This is a genomic window from Pseudoalteromonas sp. S3431, assembly GCF_000690035.1.
Classification (GTDB): domain Bacteria; phylum Pseudomonadota; class Gammaproteobacteria; order Enterobacterales; family Alteromonadaceae; genus Pseudoalteromonas; species Pseudoalteromonas fuliginea.
In genome coordinates this window covers 117,353-141,253 of the sequence record NZ_JJNY01000040.1, presented here as the reverse complement: position 1 = coordinate 141,253, position 23,901 = coordinate 117,353, and the positions used below count along the sequence as shown (strand labels likewise).

The 23,901-nt window shown below is 38.8% G+C and carries 14 protein-coding genes; 10 read left to right on the top strand and 4 right to left on the bottom strand.

The window, feature by feature from the left end:
• Positions 1-12: 12 nt before the first annotated feature.
• Positions 13-603, top strand: a complete 591-nt coding sequence (gene scpB / locus DO88_RS09560) for an SMC-Scp complex subunit ScpB (RefSeq protein ID WP_007375387.1) — start codon at positions 13-15, stop codon at positions 601-603.
• Positions 600-1,469: a 23S rRNA pseudouridine(2605) synthase RluB gene (gene rluB / locus DO88_RS09565; protein WP_002959716.1), complete on the top strand. Its 870-nt coding sequence runs from the start codon at positions 600-602 to the stop codon at positions 1,467-1,469. Before scpB ends, rluB begins: the two co-directional genes overlap by 4 nt.
• Positions 1,470-1,555: 86 nt before the next feature.
• Here rluB and DO88_RS09570 read toward each other — a convergent pair whose 3' ends face one another.
• Positions 1,556-2,302, bottom strand: coding sequence for a YciK family oxidoreductase (locus DO88_RS09570; RefSeq protein ID WP_007375386.1), 747 nt, complete (start codon positions 2,300-2,302; stop codon positions 1,556-1,558).
• 206 nt (positions 2,303-2,508) lie between these two features.
• Between DO88_RS09570 and DO88_RS09575 the strand changes: the two genes are divergently transcribed.
• Positions 2,509-4,938, top strand: coding sequence for a VolA/Pla-1 family phospholipase (locus DO88_RS09575; protein ID WP_033039339.1), 2,430 nt, complete (start codon positions 2,509-2,511; stop codon positions 4,936-4,938).
• 100 nt (positions 4,939-5,038) lie between these two features.
• Positions 5,039-6,055, top strand: a complete 1,017-nt coding sequence (sohB, locus tag DO88_RS09580) for a protease SohB (RefSeq protein ID WP_033039337.1) — start codon at positions 5,039-5,041, stop codon at positions 6,053-6,055.
• A 96-nt stretch (positions 6,056-6,151) separates the two neighbouring features.
• Here sohB and DO88_RS09585 read toward each other — a convergent pair whose 3' ends face one another.
• Positions 6,152-7,486, bottom strand: coding sequence for a dicarboxylate/amino acid:cation symporter (locus DO88_RS09585; RefSeq protein WP_033029520.1), 1,335 nt, complete (start codon positions 7,484-7,486; stop codon positions 6,152-6,154).
• A 192-nt stretch (positions 7,487-7,678) separates the two neighbouring features.
• Between DO88_RS09585 and DO88_RS09590 the strand changes: the two genes are divergently transcribed.
• On the top strand, positions 7,679-10,960 hold the full coding sequence (locus DO88_RS09590) for an Ig domain-containing protein (RefSeq protein ID WP_033039333.1): 3,282 nt from the start codon (positions 7,679-7,681) through the stop codon (positions 10,958-10,960).
• Positions 10,961-11,212: 252 nt separating this feature from the next.
• Positions 11,213-13,921 carry a type I DNA topoisomerase gene (topA, locus tag DO88_RS09595; protein ID WP_033039332.1) on the top strand — a complete coding sequence of 903 codons (2,709 nt, stop codon included), beginning with the start codon at positions 11,213-11,215 and terminating at the stop codon, positions 13,919-13,921.
• A 297-nt stretch (positions 13,922-14,218) separates the two neighbouring features.
• Here topA and DO88_RS09600 read toward each other — a convergent pair whose 3' ends face one another.
• Positions 14,219-14,461 (bottom strand): hypothetical protein, encoded by a 243-nt coding sequence (locus tag DO88_RS09600; protein WP_007375379.1) that lies wholly within the window; start codon positions 14,459-14,461, stop codon positions 14,219-14,221.
• Positions 14,462-14,702: 241 nt separating this feature from the next.
• On the opposite strand from DO88_RS09600, the gene DO88_RS09605 reads away from it, so the two are divergent.
• Positions 14,703-15,248, top strand: a complete 546-nt coding sequence (locus tag DO88_RS09605; protein ID WP_007375378.1) for a TIGR00645 family protein — start codon at positions 14,703-14,705, stop codon at positions 15,246-15,248.
• Positions 15,249-15,340: 92 nt separating this feature from the next.
• Here DO88_RS09605 and DO88_RS09610 read toward each other — a convergent pair whose 3' ends face one another.
• On the bottom strand, positions 15,341-16,963 hold the full coding sequence (locus DO88_RS09610; protein WP_033039330.1) for an alpha-glucosidase family protein: 1,623 nt from the start codon (positions 16,961-16,963) through the stop codon (positions 15,341-15,343).
• A gap of 660 nt (positions 16,964-17,623) precedes the next feature.
• Between DO88_RS09610 and DO88_RS09615 the strand changes: the two genes are divergently transcribed.
• The 3 genes from DO88_RS09615 to DO88_RS09625 all read left to right on the top strand — a co-directional run bounded on the left by DO88_RS09615 (position 17,624) and on the right by DO88_RS09625 (position 23,899).
• Entirely contained in the window at positions 17,624-20,440 is a 2,817-nt protein-coding gene (locus DO88_RS09615) for a TonB-dependent receptor (RefSeq protein ID WP_033039328.1), read from the top strand.
• A gap of 109 nt (positions 20,441-20,549) precedes the next feature.
• A complete protein-coding gene (locus DO88_RS09620; RefSeq protein WP_033039326.1) occupies positions 20,550-22,043 on the top strand; it encodes a tryptophan halogenase family protein in 1,494 nt (497 codons plus the stop codon).
• On the top strand, positions 22,043-23,899 hold the full coding sequence (locus DO88_RS09625; protein ID WP_033039323.1) for a glycoside hydrolase family 13 protein: 1,857 nt from the start codon (positions 22,043-22,045) through the stop codon (positions 23,897-23,899). The genes DO88_RS09620 and DO88_RS09625 overlap by 1 nt, the downstream gene beginning before the upstream one ends.
• The last annotated feature ends 2 nt before the right edge of the window (positions 23,900-23,901 follow it).

Genomic DNA, 23,901 nt, shown 5'->3' with positions numbered 1-23,901 from the left:
TTAAGAGTGTGTATGGCGGGTCGGCGAATTAGTGATGAACAACTAGTTGAGATCATTGAAGCAGCTATTTTTGTTGCAGATAAGCCTGTTAGTAAGCGCCACCTTAAAGACGTAGTATTAATAGATTTAGCTATTTCTATGGCGCGAATAAACGACGCAATAGATACTATACAAGAACATTTTCAAACTCGTGGTATTCGTCTAGTCGAAGTTGGCAGTGGTTATCGCTTTCAGGCATGTAGTAGTTTAAGCCCTTGGTTAAATAATTTGTGGCAAGAACGTGCGCCTAAGTATTCACGTGCTTTACTGGAAACATTATCGCTTATTGCATACAGGCAGCCCATTACACGTGGCGAAATTGAGCAAGTAAGGGGAGTTACTACGGGTTCGAATATTATAAAAACCTTACTCGAAAGAGAGTGGGTTAAAGTGGTAGGGCATAAAGAGGTTCCGGGTAAACCGGCTTTATATGCAACTACTAAACAATTTTTAGATTATTTTTCGTTAACAGGTTTAGATAATTTACCAGCACTGCCAACAGAGCAGCAAAGTAAAATTAACCAGTTATTAAGTGATCCTTCTGTGAGAGAACCATCCGAATGAGTATACAAGGTGAAAAGTTACAAAAAGTCCTAGCCCGTGCAGGCGTAGGCTCGCGCCGTGAAATGGAAAAATACATTGATGCAAACCGCGTTAGTGTAAACGGTAAAGTGGCAAAGTTAGGCGACCGTGTTGAGGAAACAGACTTAATTCGTGTTGACGGACACACTGTGAAAATTGAAGAAAAAGCAGATAGAATTTGTCGTGTAATTATGTATAACAAACCAGAAGGTGAGCTAAGTACACGTAAAGATCCAGAAGGGCGTCGTACTGTATTTGACCGACTTCCTCGTATTGATGGCGATCGTTGGATTGCAGTAGGCCGCTTAGACGTTAATACATCAGGTTTGATGCTGTTTACTAATGATGGTGAGTTAGCAAACCGTTTAATGCACCCAAGTTATGAAGTAGAACGTGAATACTCTGCACGTGTATTTGGTGAAGTAACCAACGAAACGGTTAAAAACCTACTACGTGGTGTTGAGCTTGAAGATGGCCCAGCCAAATTCACGACTGTAACCCCAATGGGTGGCGAAGGTGTTAACCGATGGTTTAACGTAACGTTAAATGAAGGGCGTAACCGCGAAGTCCGCCGTTTATGGCAATCTCAAGATGCGGAAGTATCTCGTCTTATTCGTATTCGTTACGGTAAATTGGAGCTAGATAAGCGCGTACCGCAAGGTGGTTGGATGGAGTATGATCTAGAAACGGTAAACTATTTACGCAAAACCGTTAAATTAGGTCGGGAGACGCAGACTAAGCTTTCTGTTATGCCAGAAAAGCGCAAAGATAAACGCGCTAAAATCAACCAAATCCGTAAAGCAGTTAAAAAACACAATCAACGTGTTAAGCCGACTAAACGTAAATAATCAATTAGTTATTTATTTAACACAAAAAAAGCCGCTCATTGCGGCTTTTTTAATGTGCTTTTAAATAACACAGGACTTAGGCTGGGTTATTTTTTTACCTGAGCATCTAACGATTCGCCATTCACTTCACTAGAATCGTCACTCATTAGATATAAATAGGTAGGCATTAAATCCTCTGGTGTAGCAAGCGCGTCTCTATCTTCACCTGGATATGCAGCCGCTCGCATTGAAGTGCGCGTAGCACCTGGGTTAATACAGTTTACACGAATGTTTGTTTTACCTACTTCACATGCCCATGTTTGCATCATGCCTTCTACTGCAAATTTCGAAATGGCATAAGGTCCCCAAAATTCACGGCCTTTGCGACCAACACCTGATGATGTGAATACGATTGATGCATTATCAGATTTACGAAGAACCGGAAACAAGGCTTTAGTGATCATCGCTTGTGCAGTCACGTTTACTTTCATTATGTTTTCGAACGTAGATGAGCAAAAATGCTCAAGTGGGCCAAGCGAGCCTAAAATACCGGCATTATTAAGAAGCCCATCTAGGCGGCCAAACTGATATTCAATCGTTGCGGCAAGGTCGCGGTAGTTTTGCTTCGTTGCGCCTTTTAAATCCATAGGCACAATTGCAGGTTTAGGATAACCTGCATTAACAATTTCATCGTAAACACATTCAAGTTTATTAGTTGTTTTACCTAATAAAATAACCGTAGCACCATACTTTGCATATGTAATGGCTGCTACTCGACCAATGCCATCGCCGGCGCCTGTTATTAAAATAACTTTATCTTTGAGTGCGTTTTCAGCTGCTTGATAAGTGTGCATAAAAGTACCAAATTGTATGATTTTTTTAATTTTAACATAGCAAAACGTGAAGTAATCGAATTTATTGCAAAATTAGGTGGCGAAAATAGAAACTTTACGTTAAGTTTAACTGGTCTAATGTCTCATTAATAACCTGATTACATTGTTTTAACTTAATACACTGATTAAACACACTATAAAAATAAAATATGTGCGGAGCCAACAATATGAAAAAAATGCTACTTTCACTCTCGGTTACAGCTGCTTTAGCAGGTTGTGGCGGTGGAGAAACGTTAAAAGATGTTAAAAACGACACAGCCCCAGTTATTCCAACGGCAACAGTAAGTTTTGACCCTGCTAATGGAGTTATATCTGTTCCAAACGATTTGTTAATGAGTGGTACCCAAGACGGTACATTAAACATTCCTGGTGAATTAGATGATGATAACGTGTCTATTCCACGCACAGCTTATGCCAACCCACAATTGGCTCTAGGCGCACTTGATGGTTGGTCTTCGCAGGTTCCTTATAAAATTGATTTAACATTCCCACCGAGTGTAAGTTTAGATGAAGCATCTGCTGGGGCTCCTGGTACGGTTAGAATTTTTGAAGTAATAATGGGTGCAAGCTTAACGGATGAAGAATGTTCGGTAGTAGCTGCAGGTACTGCTTGTAAATTAGTGGGCGAACTTACCTTTGGTGTTGACTTTGTTACTCAAGCTTCAGGTAATGCTGTTGCAATTGTTCCTCTAAAACCATTTAAAGCTGGTAGTTCATACATTAATGTATTAACAACAGGGCTTAAAGACTCATTGGGCCGCTCTATTGAGCCATCTTCAACTTATGGGTTAGTTAAACAAGAGGCGCCATTAATTACAGCAGCCCAACTTGGTTTGCAGGGCGCAGTTAATAGCTACGAAAATGTAGTTGTTAGTTCTGGAAATATTACGAAAGACGACATTATTTTCTCAGGTGCGATGACTATTCAATCAGCAGGGCCTGTGCTGGGTACTATCAAGCAGTTGTTAGCAGTGAGCTTGCAACAGCCAAGTATGGCAACACCTGCTGTGCAAGTACCAGAACAACCAATGGTAAATGTACAACAAGTATTTGCTTCACAAGGTGTTGAAGTATCGCCTGCTTTTTCTGGTGTTCAATACCAAAAGGGTAGCATTATGCTTCCTATGTACCTAGGGACTCCAACAGGCACTGAGATAAGTGATTTAAACGATACATATTGGCAAGGTATGTGTGATAGCGCAGTAGCAATACTTGGTTATAAAGCTGTTGCCGGTGATGCTTTTCCTGCAGAACCTATTAGTGAGAATGACGGGTTATGTTTTGCATTGAGTAGTGGACAGCTTCGAGATTTAGGTTTAGACAGCACGCGTCATTTAACTAAATATAATACCATTCCAAAAGTACAAAGCATGGCGAATGTGCCAGTACAACTAACAAAACCTATTTTACCAATTATTAACGGTGTTCGTGCGCAACTACAATTACCGGCTATTGAAATGCCAGAAAATGGCTGGCCTGTTGTAATTATGCAACATGGTATTACTACGCAAAAAGAAAGTATGCTAGCGTTAACTGCCCAACTTTCTATTCAAGGTTTTGCAACTGTAGCAATTGACCACCCAAGACATGGTGAACGCGGTATCGATGTTGATGGTGATGGAAGTGATGACTTTAATGCAACAACAGGTTCGGTACTTAGTTATATGGACTTGAGTTCATTACTTGTTGCGCGAGATAGCCTACGTCAATCAGCGGCTGATTTATTAGGCTTACGCTTGGGTTTAAACTTTATTAACGATACGACTATCAATAGTAAAGATGTTACCTACATCGGGCATTCGTTAGGGTCTATTGTAGCCCCGGCATTTATTGCTCAAGCTAATAGCCCAATGGCGCCTACTGTTGACCCACTGTTTAATGTAAATACAGTAGCACTTGCAAGTGGCGGCGGTGGCATAGCAAGCTTCTTACTTGAATCTGCTGCGTTTGGTCCATTTATTCAAGGTTCAGTACTTTCACAAGCTGGTACAACCGAAGCTGATGAACTTAATGTCTACCTACAAGGCGCTGCGCTTTCTAACTGTGGCTCATTAGTACCAGACATGGAAGCTTACTTGACATGTGGTTACAATGAATATGTTGCATCACTTACTACTGCGGGTGAAACGACTAAACTTACTAACATTCAAGGTGTATTTACACAGTTTGCATTTGCGGCACAAACAGCACTTGATAGTGGCGATCCAACTAACTACGCTGCCACGGTGAAAGCATTAGGTACTCCTGTTTATACTAATGTTGTTGTGGGTGATGGTGTTGATAACAAGCCCGACCAAGTGATACCGCCAATGGCAGCTAATAATCCTATTTCTGGCACAATTCCATTAGCTAACTTGATGGGTCTTGAAACAGTAAGTACTTCGCAAGCATTAAGTGAAACACCTTCGAGCTATTTAGTTAAATTTACTAAAGGGCATCATGGTTCTATATTAACGCCAGCTCAAGATGCTGCAAAGGCTTCAACTGTTGAAGGCAGTGCTGCTGCTAATGCAGAAATGCAGCTGCAAGTAGCTACTTATTTAGCTGCACGTGGACGTATGTTATTAGTTTCCAACCCTGAGGTTGTGACTGATTAATAACCAGTAAAATAATTAACCTTTAAAAGCCACTGAAAAGTGGCTTTTTTTTGTTTTAAAGCATGTTAAATTAGCTGAAATTTATAAATGGAGAAACCAGTTGGAATTTTTATACGAGTACGGTTTGTTTTTTGCTAAAACAGTTACTTTTGTTATCGCTATCGCAGTTATTCTAATGTTAATAGTTGGCGCTGCAGTTAAGCCAAAAGCCAAAAAAGGTGAAATACAAATAGATGATATATCAGAGCAATTAGTAGAACTTAAAGAAAGTTTTTTGCAAAATACGCTCGGTAAAAAAGAGCTAAAGGCGCATCAAAAGGAGTTAAAAACGCAAAGTAAAAAAGCAGATAAAGACGAAGCTAAACCTCGTTTATATGTAATTGACTTTGTGGGCAGTATGGATGCACACGAGGTGGAAAGCTTACGAGAAGAAATAACAGCCATTATCTCTATTGCTGAGCCTAGTAAAGACAAGGTCCTTATTCGTTTAGAAAGTGGTGGCGGGGTTGTACATGGGTACGGACTTGCTGCTTCGCAACTACAGCGTATTAAAAATGCTGGCATACCCTTGAGTGTCTCAATTGATAAAGTGGCTGCCAGTGGAGGGTACATGATGGCATGTGTTGCCGATGAAATACTCGCCGCACCATTTGCAATTGTTGGCTCTATTGGGGTAATTGCTCAAATTCCTAACTTTAATAAAATATTGAAGAAAAATGATGTCGAATTTGAACAAATAACCGCTGGTGAGTTTAAGCGTACACTGACTTTATTTGGTGAGAATACGGATAAAGCTCGTGAAAAATTTCGCGAAGAAATTGAACAAACTCACGACTTATTTAAAACATTTGTGAGTACACAACGCCCAAGTTTAGATATAAATCTAGTTGCGACAGGCGAGCATTGGTTTGCAACTCAGGCTATTGAAAAAGGCTTGGTAGATGTTATAAAAACAAGTGATGATGCTTTATTAGAGCAGCAACATGAACGCCAAATCTATAAAATTAAATATAAAGTCAAAAAAGGACTGAGCGATAAGCTAGCGCTTGGCTTGAGTAGTGGCGTAAATAAAGTCGGGATAAACTTACTTTCTAAATTTAAGTCCCTAAATCCTTAGATTAGAATTTTTAACCTGAGAACAAGCTAATTATTTTTACTCGAAAAAAAACCTTGATGGATTGCATCAAGGTTTTTTTATAGCTGTATAAATGTCTTATGAGTCAATAGATTTATGATAATCTTCTAAGTCTTTAGCTGCGTTAGGGTCATTGAATACGCTTTCATCAAGTTCACCTTCAGACTTGGCAACAACACAGGTAACCATACAATCGCCGGTTACATTAACTGCTGTACGTGTCATATCAAGTAATCTATCTACGCCAATTATAATAGCAATCCCCTCTACAGGTAAGCCAACTTGGTTAAGTACCATTGCCAACATTATTAAGCCAACACCAGGAACACCAGCTGTGCCTACAGAGGCGAGCGTAGCTGTTAATATGACCATTAAATAGTCAGAAATCGTTAAATCAACACTAAATACTTGTGCAATAAATACGGTTGCGACGCCTTGCATAATCGCTGTACCATCCATATTAATGGTTGCACCTAGGGGTATAGTAAATGAGGCAACTGAGTTGCTTGCACCTAACTTTTTAGTCGCAGTTTCAAGTGTAATAGGCATGGTTGCGCTAGAACTTGATGTACTAAATGCAAATAAACAGGTGTGCTTCATTTTAGCTAAGAAAATACGCGGGTTTAAGCCTGTTAGTATTTTTAATAGTAATGTGTAATTTACAAGCGCATGTAATAGCAGGGCCAAAACAACAACGCCAAAATATTTAGCTAGGCTCACAATTAAATTGAGCTCTATTGTAGTGAACAGCTTTGCCATTAAAAAGAACACGCCATATGGTGCAATGTTCATTAATAAAGTAACTAATTTTAAAATAACTGTGTTTAAGTCTTCAAATACATCAGCAACGCGTTTGCCTGCTTTACCACTTAGTGCCATAGCAATACCAAATAGCAAAGCAAATACAATAACTTGTAGCATGTTGCCTTTAGCCATTGCTTCAAATGGATTTGTTGGGAACATGTCTATAATAACTCTAGCTAGAGTAGGTGCTTCTTTTGCATCGTAACTCGCTTGAGAAGGTAAGCCAATTCCTTCCCCAGGATTAAATAATAAGGCTAGGGAGATTGCTACTGTAATAGCTATAGCTGTAGTTAGTAAATATAAACTAATAGATTTGCCACCTAAGCGTCCCAGTTTTTTTGGATCGCTAAGGCTGCAGGTTCCACAGACAAGTGAAACAAAAACGAGCGGAACAACTAACATTTTTAAGCTAGCGATGAATATTTGCCCACCCACATGAAAAAGGCCATCGACAAAAAATGCTTTAATTGGCAAAGAGAATAACCCAAGTGGTATTAGATAATCATCTTCACCAGCTAAAATAGCCTGAAATATAAAGCCTACTATAACCCCTAACCCCATACCTATCATGATGCGAGTGGTTAAACTCATTGAACGGATTTTTGACATATACCCTAATCTACTTTTAATAAATTTTGTCATAGACTACCAGTCTATAAATATTTATACAGAAAAAGTTAGTATTTATTGAAAATTATTTTATACAAAAAAGTAATAAAAAACTGTGATTTTAAACTAGGTTATAGGTTAATATTAGGTAAATAACGTTTAGTTAATAATAACAACACTAGGGAGAGGTCAATGCCTTTAACGCGATTGCTCAGTATTATGTTACTTAGCTTTTTACTCATGGCTTGTGGCGGAGGTGGAACGCTTGAAAAAGATGGCACAGTGGGTGGTGATACTGATACCGACACAACTGTTTATACAGTAACCCTTCAAGGGTATTCTCAAACTAGTGACTCTGAATCAAATGCAGTAACTGCTGACGCGCCAATAGATTTACGTGTAACACTTAAACAAAATGATACCCCAGTTGCAGGTAGACGCATAACGTTCAGTTTAGCTGATGGTGTGGGTGAACTTAATCCAGAGTCGGCATTAACCCAAAGTGACGGTGTTGCCACTGTTGAACTTTCTGCGGGAACAATTACAGGCGCGGGAGAAGTTACTGCGACGTATACTATTGATGGCGCAACTTATACAGACGTCTTTGATTTTCAGACTCAAACTGAAGTTATACCTAAAGTAGAGCTGGCCGTTAATTTACAAACATTAAATGGAGGAGAGGCCAGAAATGTAAATTTTTTAACGCCCGCAATTGCACAAGCAATACTTCTATTAGACGGTGAACCAGCTGCTTTTCAGCTAATACAATTTAATCTATCAGGCTTTGGAACAATAAATCCGTCTAATGGAACAGCAATGACCAATAATGAAGGCATTGCTAAAATAGATATACTTGCTGGCACTGAAGCTGGTGCAGGAACTGTTTCAGCTACTTATATTACTGAAGATGGCAGTAATATAAACTCTAATGCTTATACTTACACTACAGCAGGCGACGCTCCTGTGCTGGGATTGTCGGAAGATTTTACGATTGATTTAAGCTTACTTTCGGCGACAACACTGGCACAAACGAGCCAGATTAGTGCAAGTGAAAGTGGTTTAATTAAGGCGCTTGTTCTAGATTCTGATAGTCAACCGGCGGTTGGAGAAGTTGTTACTTTTAACTCATCGCTTGGTAGTTTATTGCCCAGTTCAGGGACTGCACTGACTGACTCAAAGGGCATAGCTACGCTCAATTTGACATCAGGAACAATTGAAGGGGCTGGTATTGTTACCGCTCAGTTTGAAGCGGTTGAATCTACATTGGGCTTTTATACCAGTGGGGATGCGATTGATCCAAATCAAAGCAGTGCCGATATAGCATTTACAATATTCCAAAACTGCCCACCTGACTTCAAAACGACGAAGGATGTGAGTTTATGTGAAGAGACTGCCGGTATTTCTGGTGATTCAATTGGCATCCTTTATATTAAAGTTAATAAAAAGGATTCAACCATACCACTAACTCAAACTCTCGTTACGGCAACAACAACGATTGGCTCTATTTCACCTACAACGGGCACCGCAATCACCGATGTAAATGGTATTGCAATACTTGATATTATCCCCGGCAGAGATGTAGGGGCTGGAGAAATAACTGTTTCAGTATTGGGGAGCAGCATTACCAAAGCATTTCAGATAGCTGCTGTAGATATTGATATTACTATAACAAGCTCTTTAGCTGATGATGAATTTCTAGCCGCAGGTGCTACAGCACTAATTTCTATTGAAATTACTAAAGATGGTGAAGCCTATACAACCCCATTAAATGTAGAATTTTCATCAGGCTGTGTTGCAAGTGGTTTAGCTGTGATGGATGAAGCTGTTACCAGCATTGGTGGTTTCGCTCGTTCAACTTACCGACCTTTAACGTGTGTTGGCGGCGATATTATTACTGCAACAGTTGTTACTGGTGGTGATACTGTATCAGGTACGGCAACGATTAATGTATCTCCAGCTGATATTGGCTTCATCCAATTTATTGAAGTAACACAACCTGTCATTTCATTAAAAGGTACAGGTGGAGCTAACAGAAGTGAAATTTCAGAAGTTAGATTTAAACTAATTGATTCTAACGGTAATGCACTAGCTTCTAGAACTGTCGACTTTACATTATCCACTTCAGTAGGTGGAATTACGCTTAGTACCGCTTCGGCTATCACCAATAGTGCTGGTGAGATACAGACTACAGTTCAGTCTGGTGCAGTTGCGACGCCTGTGCGTGTTATTGCTTCAAGTAAAGATGATGTTGGTGGCGAAACTGTGGTTGTAACAGCGCCTTCGGATATTTTAGTTATAAGCACAGGGATTGCTGATCAAAATAGCTTTTCACTATCTCGCTCAGAGTTTAATACGCATGGTTTAAATGTTGATGGGACTTTAGTATCTGTTAATGCGCGCTTAGCCGATCATTTTAATAACCCGGTACCAGATGGCACTGCTGTAAGTTTTATTACTGAAGGTGGTGTTATCGAACCAAGCTGTACGACTACGAATGGCGTTTGTAGTGTTACTTGGACTAGTAGTAATCCACGCCCGTTTACCGATTCAATGTACGAAAATACAATTGCTCAAAAATGTGATGGTGGATTACCGTGTCCATTAGGTATTTTAAATAATGATCTAACATTAGATTTACCATTAGGGGGGCGTGCAACCGTTCATGCATATGCTATTGGTGAAGAGACTTTTTCAGACTTAAATGGTAATGGTTACTTTGATAGCGAAGACTTCTTTGATGATTTATTTGATATTCCAGAAGCTTTTATTGATAACAATGAAGATGGCACTTTTGGCGGTAAAGACTGTAACGATGGAACGGATCCTTGTTCACGTGATAACTCAACAGGCGATGAGTTTGAAGAGTTTGTAGATTTTGATGGTAATGGTTCTTGGACTACAGAGAACGGTTTATACAATGGTTTACTATGCCGTCAAGAAGACGAAACTGCTGGTATATGCAGCAGCCAAATGGTTAACGTATTTCAAAACCAAGAAATTGTAATGTCTGGTGATGCTGCTTTCTTTAGGTTAATAACTTATGCCAATGATTGTGCTGCTATTACAGGCGTAACAGCGACTGAGGTGCGTGTAAATAGTGACCCTACAGGGCCTTTAGTGCGTAGTTCAACAGGCCAGCTAATGTGTGGAGTTGATTCAATAGACTTAACAGAAGCGACAGGAACTAATAGTGTTGGATTAACCGTGTTCATAGCTGATGCCTATAATAACCCTTTACCCGTTGGGAGTGAGGTAAGTATCGCCTCTGAAAATGGTATTCTAACGGGCACTAACAGTTATATCTTTCCTAATACAACAAGTTTTGTGCCTGTAGGTATTTCCTTTGGTATAACAAGAGAGCCAGCCGATGGAAGAAATGATATAACTGATGGTTTTTTAACAATTAGTGTTGAAGCTACATCGGGTCTTATTTCGTCAACTTCAATTGCAGTTACTGACGACGCTAAGCTATAATTTTATGATGTTTTAAAAAAATGCCAACCTTTAGGTTGGCATTTTTGTTTGTGTTCTATATATTCCACAACAATTATTCTAAAAACACCTGTTTGTTTAAATTAGCAACAGAAATTGTTCGTTTATTCAGTAAATACTGAAAAGTTTGTATTAAAAGCTTGTAACAACTAGTGTTTGTAGATATACCTATAAATATTCGCGCCGCTTAGAGCGGTAAACACATTTTTAATATTTGGTTAGAAATAGGCAACTATGGGCAAATCGCTAGTAATTGTAGAGTCACCTGCTAAGGCTAAAACAATTAATAAATATTTAGGTAATGATTTCATCGTAAAGTCTAGTATTGGACATGTACGAGATTTACCTACTTCGGGTTCGAGCAAAGCTAAAGTGCCGGCAACTAAAACGCCAGCAGAAGTTCGTAAATTGCCACCTGAAGAAAAAGCAGCGTATAAAAAACAACGAGATTATACCAACTTAGTCGCACGTATGGGAATTGACCCTGAACAAGGCTGGGAACCGCATTACGAAATATTGCCGGGTAAAGAAAAAGTTGTCCAAGAATTACAAAAACTGGCAGAAAATGCAGATCAAATATATCTCGCAACGGATTTGGATAGAGAAGGGGAAGCGATTGCTTGGCACCTTCAAGAAATCATTGGTGGAGAGCCTGAAAAGTATAAACGCGTAGTTTTTAACGAAATTACTAAAAATGCGATTCAACAAGCGTTCGAAACGCCGGGTGAGTTAAATACCGATATGGTTTTTGCTCAGCAAACGCGACGCTTCTTAGATCGCGTTGTTGGCTTTATGGTGTCGCCATTACTGTGGGCAAAAGTCGCTCGCGGACTTTCTGCAGGTCGAGTTCAGTCAGTTGCAGTGCGTTTATTAGTTGAACGTGAACGTGAAATTAAGGCATTTATACCAGAAGAGTTTTGGGATATTCATGCTGATGTTAAAAACACAGAGTCAGAGTTACGTTTAGAAGTAACCAAACAAGACGACAAGCCATTTAAGCCAGTAAATGAAGCTCAGGCTAGCGCAGCAGTTAAAAGCCTTGAGAATGCCGAATATAAAGTTGTTAATGTTGAAGAAAAACCAAGTAAGAGTCGTCCAAGTGCGCCTTTAATTACTTCAACAATGCAACAAGCGGCGAGTACACGTTTAGGTTATGGCGTTAAAAAAACCATGATGCTTGCTCAGCGTTTGTATGAAGGTGGTTACATTACGTATATGCGTACCGATTCAACTAATCTGTCAAAAGATGCAGTTGCTATGTGTCGTGAATATGTAACCGAGCAATTTGGTGAAAAATATTTACCAAAAGATCTAATTAACTACAGTTCTAAAGGCAATGCACAAGAAGCGCATGAGGCTATTCGTCCATCAAGTGTAACAGTGCTTTCTGGTCACATTGAAGGCGTTGACGCTGATGCTAAAAAATTATACGAGCTTATTTGGCGTCAATTTGTTGCGTGTCAAATGGTGCCTGCAGAATATGATCTAACTACTTTGACTGTTGCAGCAAACGATTTTCAGCTCAAAGCAAAGGGTCGCGTATTACGCTTTGATGGTTGGACTAAAGTACAACCTGCAATTCGCAAAAAGAATGAAGAAGATCAATCATTACCACCGGTTACATTAGGTGAAACACTGACTCTTGTTGAACTTGATCCTAAGCAACATTTTACCAAGCCGCCTGCGCGTTTTAGTGAAGCGAGTTTGGTTAAGGAGCTTGAAAAACGAGGTATCGGTCGTCCTTCTACGTACGCATCTATTATTTCAACGATTCAAGACCGTGGTTATGTACGTGTTGAAAATCGCCGTTTCTTCGCTGAAAAAATGGGTGAAATTGTTACCGATCGTTTAGTTGAAAACTTTACAGATTTAATGAATTTTGACTTTACCGCTAAAATGGAAGGTCGGCTAGATGATATCGCGGAAGGCGAGCGCGTTTGGACTGAAGTACTTGATAAATTCTATGCTGATTTTTCAACGCAACTAACTGTCGCCAAAGATGAGCCAGAACAAGGTGGTATGCGTCTTAACGAGATGGTTGAAACAGATATTGAATGCCCTACGTGTAGCAGAAAAATGGGTATACGCACGGCCTCAACCGGTGTTTTCTTAGGGTGTACTGGTTATAGCCTTCCACCAAAAGAGCGTTGTACTACAACGATGAACTTGGTATCGGGTGATGAAGCTGTAGCTGCAGATGTTGAAGATGTAGAAACTGAAAAGTTAATGCAAATGAAGCGTTGTCCAATTTGTGAAACAGCAATGGACTCATACCTAATTGACGAAACTCGTAAATTGCACGTGTGTGGTAATAACCCCGCATGTAAAGGCCACGTAGTTGAGGAAGGTACCTTTAAAATTAAAGGCTATGATGGACCAATTATCGAATGTGATAAATGTGGTTCGGACATGGAGCTTAAATCGGGTCGCTTTGGTAAGTACTTTGGCTGTAATAACGAGGAATGTAAAAATACTCGTAAGCTACTTAAAAATGGCGAAGCAGCGCCGCCAAAAGAAGACCCTGTTCACATTACTGAATTAGAATGTGAAAAATCAGATGCGTATTTTGTTTTACGTGATGGCGCTGCGGGTATATTTTTAGCCGCAAATACTTTTCCTAAGTCACGTGAAACACGTGCACCTAAGGTAGAAGAGTTAAAACGCTTTAGAGACCGCATTTCGCCTAAGTTTTATTATTTAGCAGATGCACCAGCTAAAGATCCTGATGGTAATCTTGCTGTTGTACGCTATAGCCGTAAAAATAAATCTCAGTATGTTATGACTGAAGTTGACGGTAAAGCTACCGGCTGGACTGCTCATTATGAAGCGGGTAAATGGACAGAAGAAGCGAAGAAAAAAGCAGCACCTAAAAAGAAACCAGCGGCTAAAAAAGCCCCTGCTAAAGCAAAGGCTAAGCCAAAAGCAAAAAAAGAGGCTGAATAAGTAAGTAAATAATCGCTTATTCATCGCTTTTAAAAGCTATAAAAAAAACCGGAACGCACAGCTTGTGTCGATTCCGGTTTTTTTTATCTATTTATATGTACTTCGCAATGGCTTTGTTAGCCGCACATATAATACCAACCTGCATAAATATTTGAACAATTTATCGAATTAAATCACTCTACACGTTGTTAAAAATTTTTATTTATAACAAATAGATACAAAATTTTTGCCTAGTTCTAGCGCGATTTTATTATCGTTAAATAGACCACATATACAAGCAGATTGGTATGAATATTATTAAATTTTTACAGAAGATATTTTCTTGTATCCTTCTGATTCAAGTTCATCATTTACACACTTTAATACGTATGCATTTAGATCTTCATTACTTACGTCGTCATCTTTAGCCCAGTTAACACACATTTCTGTGTATTCTTTTATTGTTTCGGCTGAGGCGTTTGTCGCATCGTCTGCTACTGCGTAAGTTGCAGATACTGCAAATAAAGGTGCTACGATTAATGCTAGCAATGCTTTGTTCATTCGTTTATTCCTAAAAAAATGGTGTGACGACTGAATTACGCTATTTAAGTTGAAGCGTAAAACAATAGTGCCCAGTACAGAACAATTCTGTTGGTATGCTGATTTTTAAACGAAATTGAGATAAAAGATAACGAAATATTTTTATCGTGAAGATGAGTAATTCATCTATCGGTATTTTCACATCATTGTGTTGTTGTGAGTTATAAGCTAAGGTCGCTTTTTTAAATTAAAAAACCAAAAAATGTCATCACATACACCTCAAAAAAAGCCACGCCAAGCGAATAAATTAGAGCATGCGTTAGAATCTTTTATCTTTAAAGGACGTTGGCTTCTGGCCCCATTTTTTGTTGGTTTACTCTTTGCAGTTGTATTGTTACTAATAAAATTTTTTAAACAGCTTTATTTAATGGGTATTGCGACGTTTTCAGCAACTAATCAAGAATTACTTGTTGGCATTTTAACCTTAGTCGATACCGCACTATTAGCAGGGCTATTACTAATCATTACATTCAGCGGTTACGAAAACTTTGTTTCAAAGCTTGATATTGATAATCATGAAGACAGACCATCTTGGATGGGGAAAGTCGGTTTTTCAGGGCTAAAAATGAAACTAATAAGCGCAATCGTGGCTATTTCAGCTGTTGAATTATTAAAAGTATTTATTAACTCAGGTGCATACCCAAACGATGAATTACTGTGGAAGGTGATTATTCATGTTACGTTTGTTATGTCTGGTGTTCTATTTGCGCTAACTGATTACTTAAACAGTAAAACCCAAAGTCATTAGAAAAATTAAATGTACAAAAAAGCCCAAGTAATTTACTTGGGCTTTTTATGTTTAGAGCTTAGCTGTAACATTAAGTGTAATTATTGATGTCATTAACACTCTGCATAAAAGCAAGCGTAAGGCTCAAGCGTTAGTGTATCTTGGCTTAATTTTGCGCTGTGGTGGCTAAGCTCAGTGTATTCTTTAACGATTGATGTTGGCATATCAATACTTGCTTGTTGAAAGCTTAGATTAAACATGCAAAGCATTCTTTGCGTTCCAAGGGTTCTATAAAAAGCAAGCACAGGCTCAGGCGTTTCAATAAACTCAATATCACCCTCAAGCAAAACTGTTTGCTTTTTTCGCCAGGTCATAAATTCACGGTAGGCATTTAAAATTGAGTTGTTATCATTTGTTTGCATCGCAACGGATTGTTTTTTGTGTGCATCATCTACTGGAAGCCAAGGCTTGGCTTCACTAAACCCAGCGTGCTGCGATCCAGTTTGCTCCCAAGGCATTGGCGTTCTACAGCCATCACGCCCTTTAAAGTTAGGCCAAAACGTTATGCCATACGGGTCTTGTAAGTCTTCAAAGGCAACACTTGCTTCACCTAACCCTAATTCTTCACCTTGGTACATACACACGCTGCCGCGAAGAGAAGCAAGTAGGGCGGTTAACATTTTACATTGCTGAGAATTGATTTTGCCGTTTTCGCTCCAGCGGCTTGCTACGCGCTCTACGTCATGATTGCTAAATGCCCAGCATGGCCAGCCCTCAAGCATATGTTGTTCTAGGGTTTGAACCGTAGTTCTAATATATTCACTTGAGTAATCATTTGTTAAAAGCTCAAAACTATAACCCATATGCAGTTTGTCGCCGCCTTGAGTATATTCTGCCATAGTTGCTAACGAATCTTCTGACGATATTTCCCCAAGTGATACAGTACCTGGGTATTTATTAAGTAATGCACGAATATCTTGCATAAACTCAATGTTTTCTGGCTGAGTATTGTTGTAATAATGGTACTGAAACGCATACGGATTATCTTCACTAAAACCACGGCCTTGACGCTTATTTTTTGGTTTAGCTGGATTATCGCGTAGTCGTGCATCGTGATAACAAAAATTAATAGCATCGAGTCTAAAACCATCAACGCCTTTTTTAAGCCAAAACTCTACATTATCAAGCACTGCTTTTCTTACATCTGGATTATGAAAGTTAAGATCCGGTTGTTCGGTTAAAAAATTATGCAAGTAGTATTGCCCGCGACGAGGTTCCCACTGCCAAGCCCCACCACCAAAAATAGAAAGCCAGTTATTTGGCGCTGTACCATCTTCTTTTGCATCGGCCCAAACATACCAGTCGGCTTTATCGTTTATTAAATTATCGCGGCTATCTAAAAACCACTGATGTTGATCAGAGGTGTGACTTAATACCTGATCAATAATTATTTTAATATCACGATCATGGGCTTGGCTTATTAGCTCATCAAAATCGTTTAAATCACCAAAAAGCGGGTCAATGTCGCGGTAGTCACTAATATCGTAGCCAAAGTCTTTCATTGGCGATTTGAAAAAAGGTGAAATCCAAATAGCATCAACGCCTAAGCTTTTAATGTAATCAATACGATTAATAATTCCTTTTAAATCACCAATACCATCGTTGTTGCTATCTTGAAAGCTACGCGGATAAACCTGATAAATAACCGCACCTTTATACCACTGCTTTTGGGTCATGCTTTTCTCCGTCATTCCACACAGTATTTAGACTATTCTTATTTGTGATTAAGATTAATCACGTTATTTGAAAAAGCATACGTGAAGCCTTGAACACTGTAAAAAGCCTGCATACGTATGCACTAAAATTAATACAATTAAATTATCAAAAATAAGTACTTAGGCATCATTAAAAATGTTCGATTTGTGTGTTTTTTTGTTTACCAATTATATAATTTAGCTATTTTCTTACTCGAACTAAACCTAATAGCTTGTCCTATAAGGGAAATATATTTTATGTTTCACCTTTAATGGTCTGACCAATTCAACACTTGGTTGATGCTTGATAGTTCTTATTTTTCATAGCGGTACTAATTAGTTTCACTTTGTTTACATCAAGGTCAATGAGCTATTAACTGTTAATAGAGTAAATTTAACGAGCAATGTATTCCAATTGATTTTATTTGTTTTTATATGTAATTAAATCAATTGGTTAGTCTTTATTTTTTCAAGTTTATGTTAATGTTAAATCCTTCTGTAACGGTTGAATACGTATGCATAAAGTTGTTAATAAAATAAAGCTGGCGTTAATATTCATCCTGACAACAAAATTAGCTCGCCTGTTTGACTATCACTCAAACAATGAATGCGGGTATCACAATATGGGTAACGGGAAACATTATGTCTATGTTCAAACCAAGTATATTAACTTTGGCATTAACAGCTGCAGGCTTATCAAGCTTTGCAACACTAGCTGCTCAAGAAAATACAATAAAAAAAGATGACGTAGAGGTTATCGAGGTTAAAGGCTTTCGTGGCAGCTTAATTGAATCTATAAACACTAAACGCTTTTCTACACAGGTTGTAGAATCTATTTCTGCAGAAGATATAGGTAAATTACCTGATTCGTCTATTGCTGAGTCTATTGCACGTTTACCAGGTTTAACTGCACAACGTTTAGATGGCCGAGCAAGTCGTGTGAGTGTTCGTGGTTTCAGTGAAGATGAAAGTGCGACCACTTTTAATGGCCGTGAGCAAGTGTCTATTGGTGACAACCGAGGCGTAGAGTTTGATCTTTACCCATCTGAAATAATGAGCGGTGTTACTGTTTATAAAACACCTAATGCCAGTATTGAAGCCGAAGGTATTGCTGGTGTCATTGACATGCAAACGGTTAAGCCTTTAAGTAAAGGTGAACGTGTTGTTATGTTTAATGGTCAGCTTGAAAAAACAAGCTTTGACAAGTTAAACCCAGATGGCGATAACCAAGGTTTCCGCGGTACTTTTTCGTATATTGACCAATTTGCAGATGACACTATTGGTGTGGCATTCGCGTATAACAAAATGAGTTCTCCAAACCAAGAAAAGCGTTGGAATTCGTGGGGTTATCCTGATTACAGTGTTTCTGAAAATAAGCTTAAAGACGATACAACGGTTGGTCCATATAGCTCAATACTAGGTGGCGCTAAACCTTATGTGCGTTCATCTACATTAGATCGTGACTCAGCAATGCTTGTTATAGAAGCATCTCCGAATGATCGCTTGAATATGACATTCGATGCATTATATGTTGATTTTTCTGACGAAAGAATTTTACGCGGTATTGAAATTCCATTTGCATGGGGTCAAAGCAAAATAGAACCAAACAGTGTTACTGTAGACGAAGAATCTGGTTTTATTACTAGCGCTAAGCTGCAACAAGGACAACGTGTTGTTGTTCGAAATGATTATGAAGAACGTAATGCTGAACTAAAGCAATTCGGTTTTAATACAAAATACGATATTAATGATGCATGGTCTGTAGAGTTTGATGCAAGTGTATCTGAAGTAGAACGTCAGCTTTGGAGTATAGAAAGCTACTCAGGAACTGGTCGCGGAGACAGTAATGGTGTTGCTGATAACTTAGGTTATACCTTTAATGGTGGCAACACGGGCGCGCAATTTACCCATGAACTTGATTACAGTGACTATAACTTAATTCAACTAGGTGGACCGTTATCTTGGGGCGCAAGCTCTGCTTTAAATGATAAATACGGCCTAAATGATACGCCTTACCAAAATACAGCACAAGATGGCTTCATCAACGCACCAGAAATTAATGATGAGCTTCAAACATTAAAGTTAGCTGCTAGCAAAGTGCTTGAAAATGACTACATAAGCGCTATTAAATTTGGTATTTCGTACCGTGACCGTGAAAAAACTAAAAAGTCAGAAGGTTATTTTATGACTTTGAAAGATTTTTCACTTGATAACCCAGGAATGGTCTCAGTACCTGAAAAATACCGTTTAGGCACTGCAAGTTTAGACTTTATTGGTATGGGGAATATGATTGCTTATGACACTAATGGTCTGGTTAATGACGGTTACTACAATCTCCTACAAGAGAGCTTAACAGATCAAAAACATAAAACGCAGTCTTGGACAGTACAAGAACAAGTTACAGCTTTATTTTTGCAAGCAGATATTAATACTGAACTAGGTTCAATTCCTGTTTCAGGTAACGTTGGTGTGCGTTATGTTAAAACGGAACAATCATCACAAGGTTCTGCTGCGACGACCGAAAACGGTTTAGTTGTTGTATCTCCAACAGACATTAGCCATGATTACTCGCATGTATTACCTAGCTTAAACTTATCATTTGCAATAGATGAAGAACAAACGGTTCGTTTTGGTGCAGCTAAAACTATTTCACGTGCTCGTTTAGATGAAATGAACGCTTCTGTAAATGCAACATATAGCCCAACTCAAGACTCTAACGGTAATAACTGGAGTGTATCTGGTGGTAATCCGCAGCTTGAGCCTAAAGAAGCCACTGGTTTTGATTTAAGCTATGAAAACTATTTTCATGAAGAAGGTTATTTTGCAGCAGCGTATTTCTATAAAGATATTTCTACTTGGATTTTTGACGGTAAGTACGCAATAGATATGACTGGTGTCGCTAATCCATCAACAGGTGAAATACCAGAAAATAGCCAAGGTTCTGGCTCAGGCAAAGTAAATGGTGGCGGAGGTGACCTTTGGGGTTACGAGCTATCTCTTTCTTTACCATTGAGTATATTTAGTTCATCACTGGAAGGCTTTGGCTTAATTGCCAGCCATACTGGTGTAGAGCAAGATATTGAAGATCAAAATGGGAATGAATATGAACTGCCAGGTTTATCAGAGAAGATCGATAGCTTAACTTTTTATTACGAAAGAAATGGCTTTCAAGCGCGTACAAGTATGCGTAAACGCTCTGACTTTAAAGGTAATGTTAACGGCTTAGGACTTGCGGCTACGCAAGTAGATATTAAAGGCGAAACAATTTGGGATATTCAAACTGGATATGATTTTGTTGAATCTGGCTTACAAGGTCTGGAAGGGTTATCTGTTACATTCCAAATTCAAAACTTAACGGAAGAACCATTTACTTCGCTTTCGGGTGATAACAATTTACAAGTACGTGACTACCAAGATTACGGTCGCACTTACTTGTTAGGCTTTAGCTACAAGCTATAATAAAAATTGTGTGTAGAAGCCCTTGTGATTTATTTTACAAGGGCTTTTTTATAGCTACTTTACCTAACTTTTTAATCATACTTTGATTTAATAAAACGTGGATAATAAGATGAAATCAATAAAACACGTCGTGATCGCAGGCGGTGGTACCGCAGGTTGGATAACTGCAGCACTGCTTAATAAAGTGTTAGGTAAAGTAATTAATATCACATTGATAGAGTCATCATCTATTAGCACCGTGGGAGTTGGAGAAGCAACCATACCACCTATTATCCAACTTAATAACGCATTAGGCATTAACGAAAAAGAGTTTATAAACGAAACCAACGCAACAATTAAACTCGGTATTGAATTCGAAAACTGGAAAAACCCCTCTCACAGCTACATGCATGCTTTTGGCTCATTTGGAAAAGACTTTCCTTTTTGCGATTTTTACAATTTTTGGGTAAAGGGAAATATTACAGGCTCTGAAGATAGCCTATGGGATTTTTCGTTAAATTATCAAGCTGCTAAACAGCATCAATTTGCACCATTAAATACCATCCCTAATACGCAATTGCCTGGCCTAAGTTACGCTTATCATTTTGATGCAACACTCTACGCTGAATATTTAAAAAAGCTGGCAATATCGCGCGGTGTAAAACACATTGATGCCAAAATTAGTGAGGTTACACAATGTTTAGCAACGGGTAATGTAGAAACACTCATACTCGATGATAATAAGCAAATCAACGGTGATTTATTTATAGATTGCACAGGGTTGCGTGCGTTGCTTATTGAGAAAACACTCAATACCGGATTTGTAGATTGGTCTCATTATTTACCATGCGATAGTGCCATCGCAGTACAAACAAAATCAAACGATGAATTAAAACCTTATACGCAATCAATTGCGCACAGTGCCGGTTGGCAGTGGAAAATTCCGTTACAAAGCCGAATAGGCAATGGCTTGGTTTATTGTAGTCGTTATTTATCGGATGAAGACGCAAAGGCGCTGTTGCTTAATAACTTACCCGCAGATCCAATAACAGAACCTAGATTTATTAAATTCAAAACAGGTAGATGTGTAAAACAATGGCATAAAAATGTAGTCGCGGTTGGTTTATCAAGTGGCTTTTTAGAGCCATTGGAATCTACAAGCATTCACCTAATTCAAAGCGCAGTTACACGGCTGATTAAATTATTTCCACACCATGGTATCAGCGATGCGTTAGCAAGCGAGTTTAATAAACAAAGCGTGACAGAAATAGAGCACATGCGCGATTTTATTATTTTGCATTACAAACTTACAGAGCGGGGCGACTCTGCATTTTGGCGTCAGTGTAAGCAAATGGAAATTCCCGACTCATTGGCTCATAAACTCAGTTTATTTAAACACACAGGCAAGGTAGTCCGTGAAAACGACGAGTTATTTGCTGAAGTTGCTTGGCAGCAAGTGTTTATAGGCCAGGGCCTTATCCCCGATGATTACAACAGTATTGTAGATTCACTCAGTAGTGAACAACTTAACGATTTATTTTCTACATTAAAAACGCTTATTACTTCAACGGTAGAGCAGTTACCCACTCATAAAGATTTTTTAAAAGAAATCAAAAAGGCCTAATGATGCGATTTTTAAACACACTTTTACTTGTAAGTGCATGTACCTTACCAACCATTAGCTATGCACTTGACGTTGAACCGGCCAATTGGTGGGTAGGTATGAATAAAAGCACTATAACCATCATGGTGCATGAAAAAAACATTTCTAACGAGCAAATTAAATTAGCTAAATACAATGGCGTTAAGTTAAATAAAATAACGCGTACAGATAACCCTAATTATGTATTTTTAAATATAACCATTTCCGATGCCGCTAAAGCGGGAACGCTTGAATTTAATAGCAGCGAAACGAACCAAAGTTTTGAATTTCCGCTACTTGCACGTGATAAAAACAGTGCAAAGCGCCAAGGGTTTACATCAGCCGATACTCTTTATCTAATTAACCCCGATCGTTTTGCTAATGGTGATGAGCAAAACGATACTGTCCCTAGCATGCTAGAAGCCGCTGATCCTACTACAAAGGGCGGGCGACACGGTGGTGATATACAAGGTGTTATTAATGCATTGCCATATTTAAAAGATTTAGGTGTAACGCAGTTATGGTTAACGCCGGTGCTTGAAAACAACATGCCCGATTACTCTTATCACGGTTATGCTATTACTGATTTTTATAAAGTAGACCCACGCATGGGTTCTAATTCACTTTATAAATCGCTCTCAGTAAAGGCCAAAGAGCAGGGTATAGGCTTGGTAATGGATATGGTGCTTAATCACTTTGGTGCTGAGCATACATGGATGAAGGATAAACCGAGCAAAGATTGGATCAACTTTAATGGCGAATTTGAAAATGGTAAAAATGCGACAAGCCATGCCCGCCAAACAATTCAAGACCCACACGCAAGCGATTACGATAAACGCCAGTTTAACGATGGCTGGTTTGTAGCCAGCATGCCGGATTTAAACCAGCGCCAACCACTTTTAAGCGAATATTTAATTCAAAATGCGATTTGGTGGATTGAATACGCAGATTTAAGTGGTATTCGCGTTGATACTTACTCTTACTCAGATAAAGCATTTTTGAGCGATTGGACAAAAGCAATTACGCAAGAGTATCCGGATTTTAATATTGTAGGAGAAGAGTGGACCTCTAACCCTGCTATTGCCTCTTACTGGCAACGTGGTAAGCATAACCAAGATGGCTATACATCAAGCCTACCAAGCGTTATGGACTTTTCGTTGCAAGAGGCGGTAATTCAAGCGCTAAATGAAAATGAAAGTTGGAACACCGGTTGGGTTAAAGTATATGAATCGTTAGCTAATGATTTTTTATACCCTGATACCAATAACATTATGGTATTTGCAGATAATCACGATATGAGCCGCGTTTACACTGAACTTGGCCAAGACGAAGCCAAAACTAAAATGGCAATGACCTTGTTTTTAACCACACGAGGTATAGCCCAAATGTACTACGGTACGGAAGTGCTATTAGATAACACCCCAAGTAAAGACCATGGTGATATTAGAATAGACTTCCCAGGTGGATTTAAAGGCCAAACTCGTAACGCCTTTACGGGCGAGGGGCTAACAAAACAGCAAAAAGAGATGCATAAAACAATTAGTACCTTGCTTAATTTTAGAAAAAGCAGTCCAGCACTTGATAAAGGAAAACTTGTGCACTTTACGCCTCAACAAGGCGTGTATAGTTATGCGCGTATTAGCGACGAGCAAACTGTGTTGGTATTTATGAATAAAAACACAAAAGAGCTAACTAAGAATATTGAGTATATGCAGGAAGTAATACCAAAAAATACCAAAGCACTTAACTTATTCACCCACAAAACACAGGTGTTGGGTAATACAGTTGCTTTACCGGCAATGAGTGCAACGGTATTAATTATAAATACCTCTCAATAGTT

Excerpts from the sequence above, each read along its gene's own strand:
- scpB (WP_007375387.1), top strand. The coding sequence starts at position 13 with ATGGCGGGTCGGCGAATTAGTGATGAACAACTAGTTGAGATCATTGAA.
- rluB (WP_002959716.1), top strand. The coding sequence starts at position 600 with ATGAGTATACAAGGTGAAAAGTTACAAAAAGTCCTAGCCCGTGCAGGC.
- DO88_RS09570 (WP_007375386.1), bottom strand. The coding sequence starts at position 2,302 with ATGCACACTTATCAAGCAGCTGAAAACGCACTCAAAGATAAAGTTATT.
- DO88_RS09575 (WP_033039339.1), top strand. The coding sequence starts at position 2,509 with ATGAAAAAAATGCTACTTTCACTCTCGGTTACAGCTGCTTTAGCAGGT.
- DO88_RS09585 (WP_033029520.1), bottom strand. The coding sequence starts at position 7,486 with ATGTCAAAAATCCGTTCAATGAGTTTAACCACTCGCATCATGATAGGT.
- DO88_RS09590 (WP_033039333.1), top strand. The coding sequence starts at position 7,679 with ATGCCTTTAACGCGATTGCTCAGTATTATGTTACTTAGCTTTTTACTC.
- topA (WP_033039332.1), top strand. The coding sequence starts at position 11,213 with ATGGGCAAATCGCTAGTAATTGTAGAGTCACCTGCTAAGGCTAAAACA.
- DO88_RS09600 (WP_007375379.1), bottom strand. The coding sequence starts at position 14,461 with ATGAACAAAGCATTGCTAGCATTAATCGTAGCACCTTTATTTGCAGTA.
- DO88_RS09605 (WP_007375378.1), top strand. The coding sequence starts at position 14,703 with ATGTCATCACATACACCTCAAAAAAAGCCACGCCAAGCGAATAAATTA.
- DO88_RS09610 (WP_033039330.1), bottom strand. The coding sequence starts at position 16,963 with ATGACCCAAAAGCAGTGGTATAAAGGTGCGGTTATTTATCAGGTTTAT.
- DO88_RS09615 (WP_033039328.1), top strand. The coding sequence starts at position 17,624 with ATGTCTATGTTCAAACCAAGTATATTAACTTTGGCATTAACAGCTGCA.
- DO88_RS09620 (WP_033039326.1), top strand. The coding sequence starts at position 20,550 with ATGAAATCAATAAAACACGTCGTGATCGCAGGCGGTGGTACCGCAGGT.
- DO88_RS09625 (WP_033039323.1), top strand. The coding sequence starts at position 22,043 with ATGATGCGATTTTTAAACACACTTTTACTTGTAAGTGCATGTACCTTA.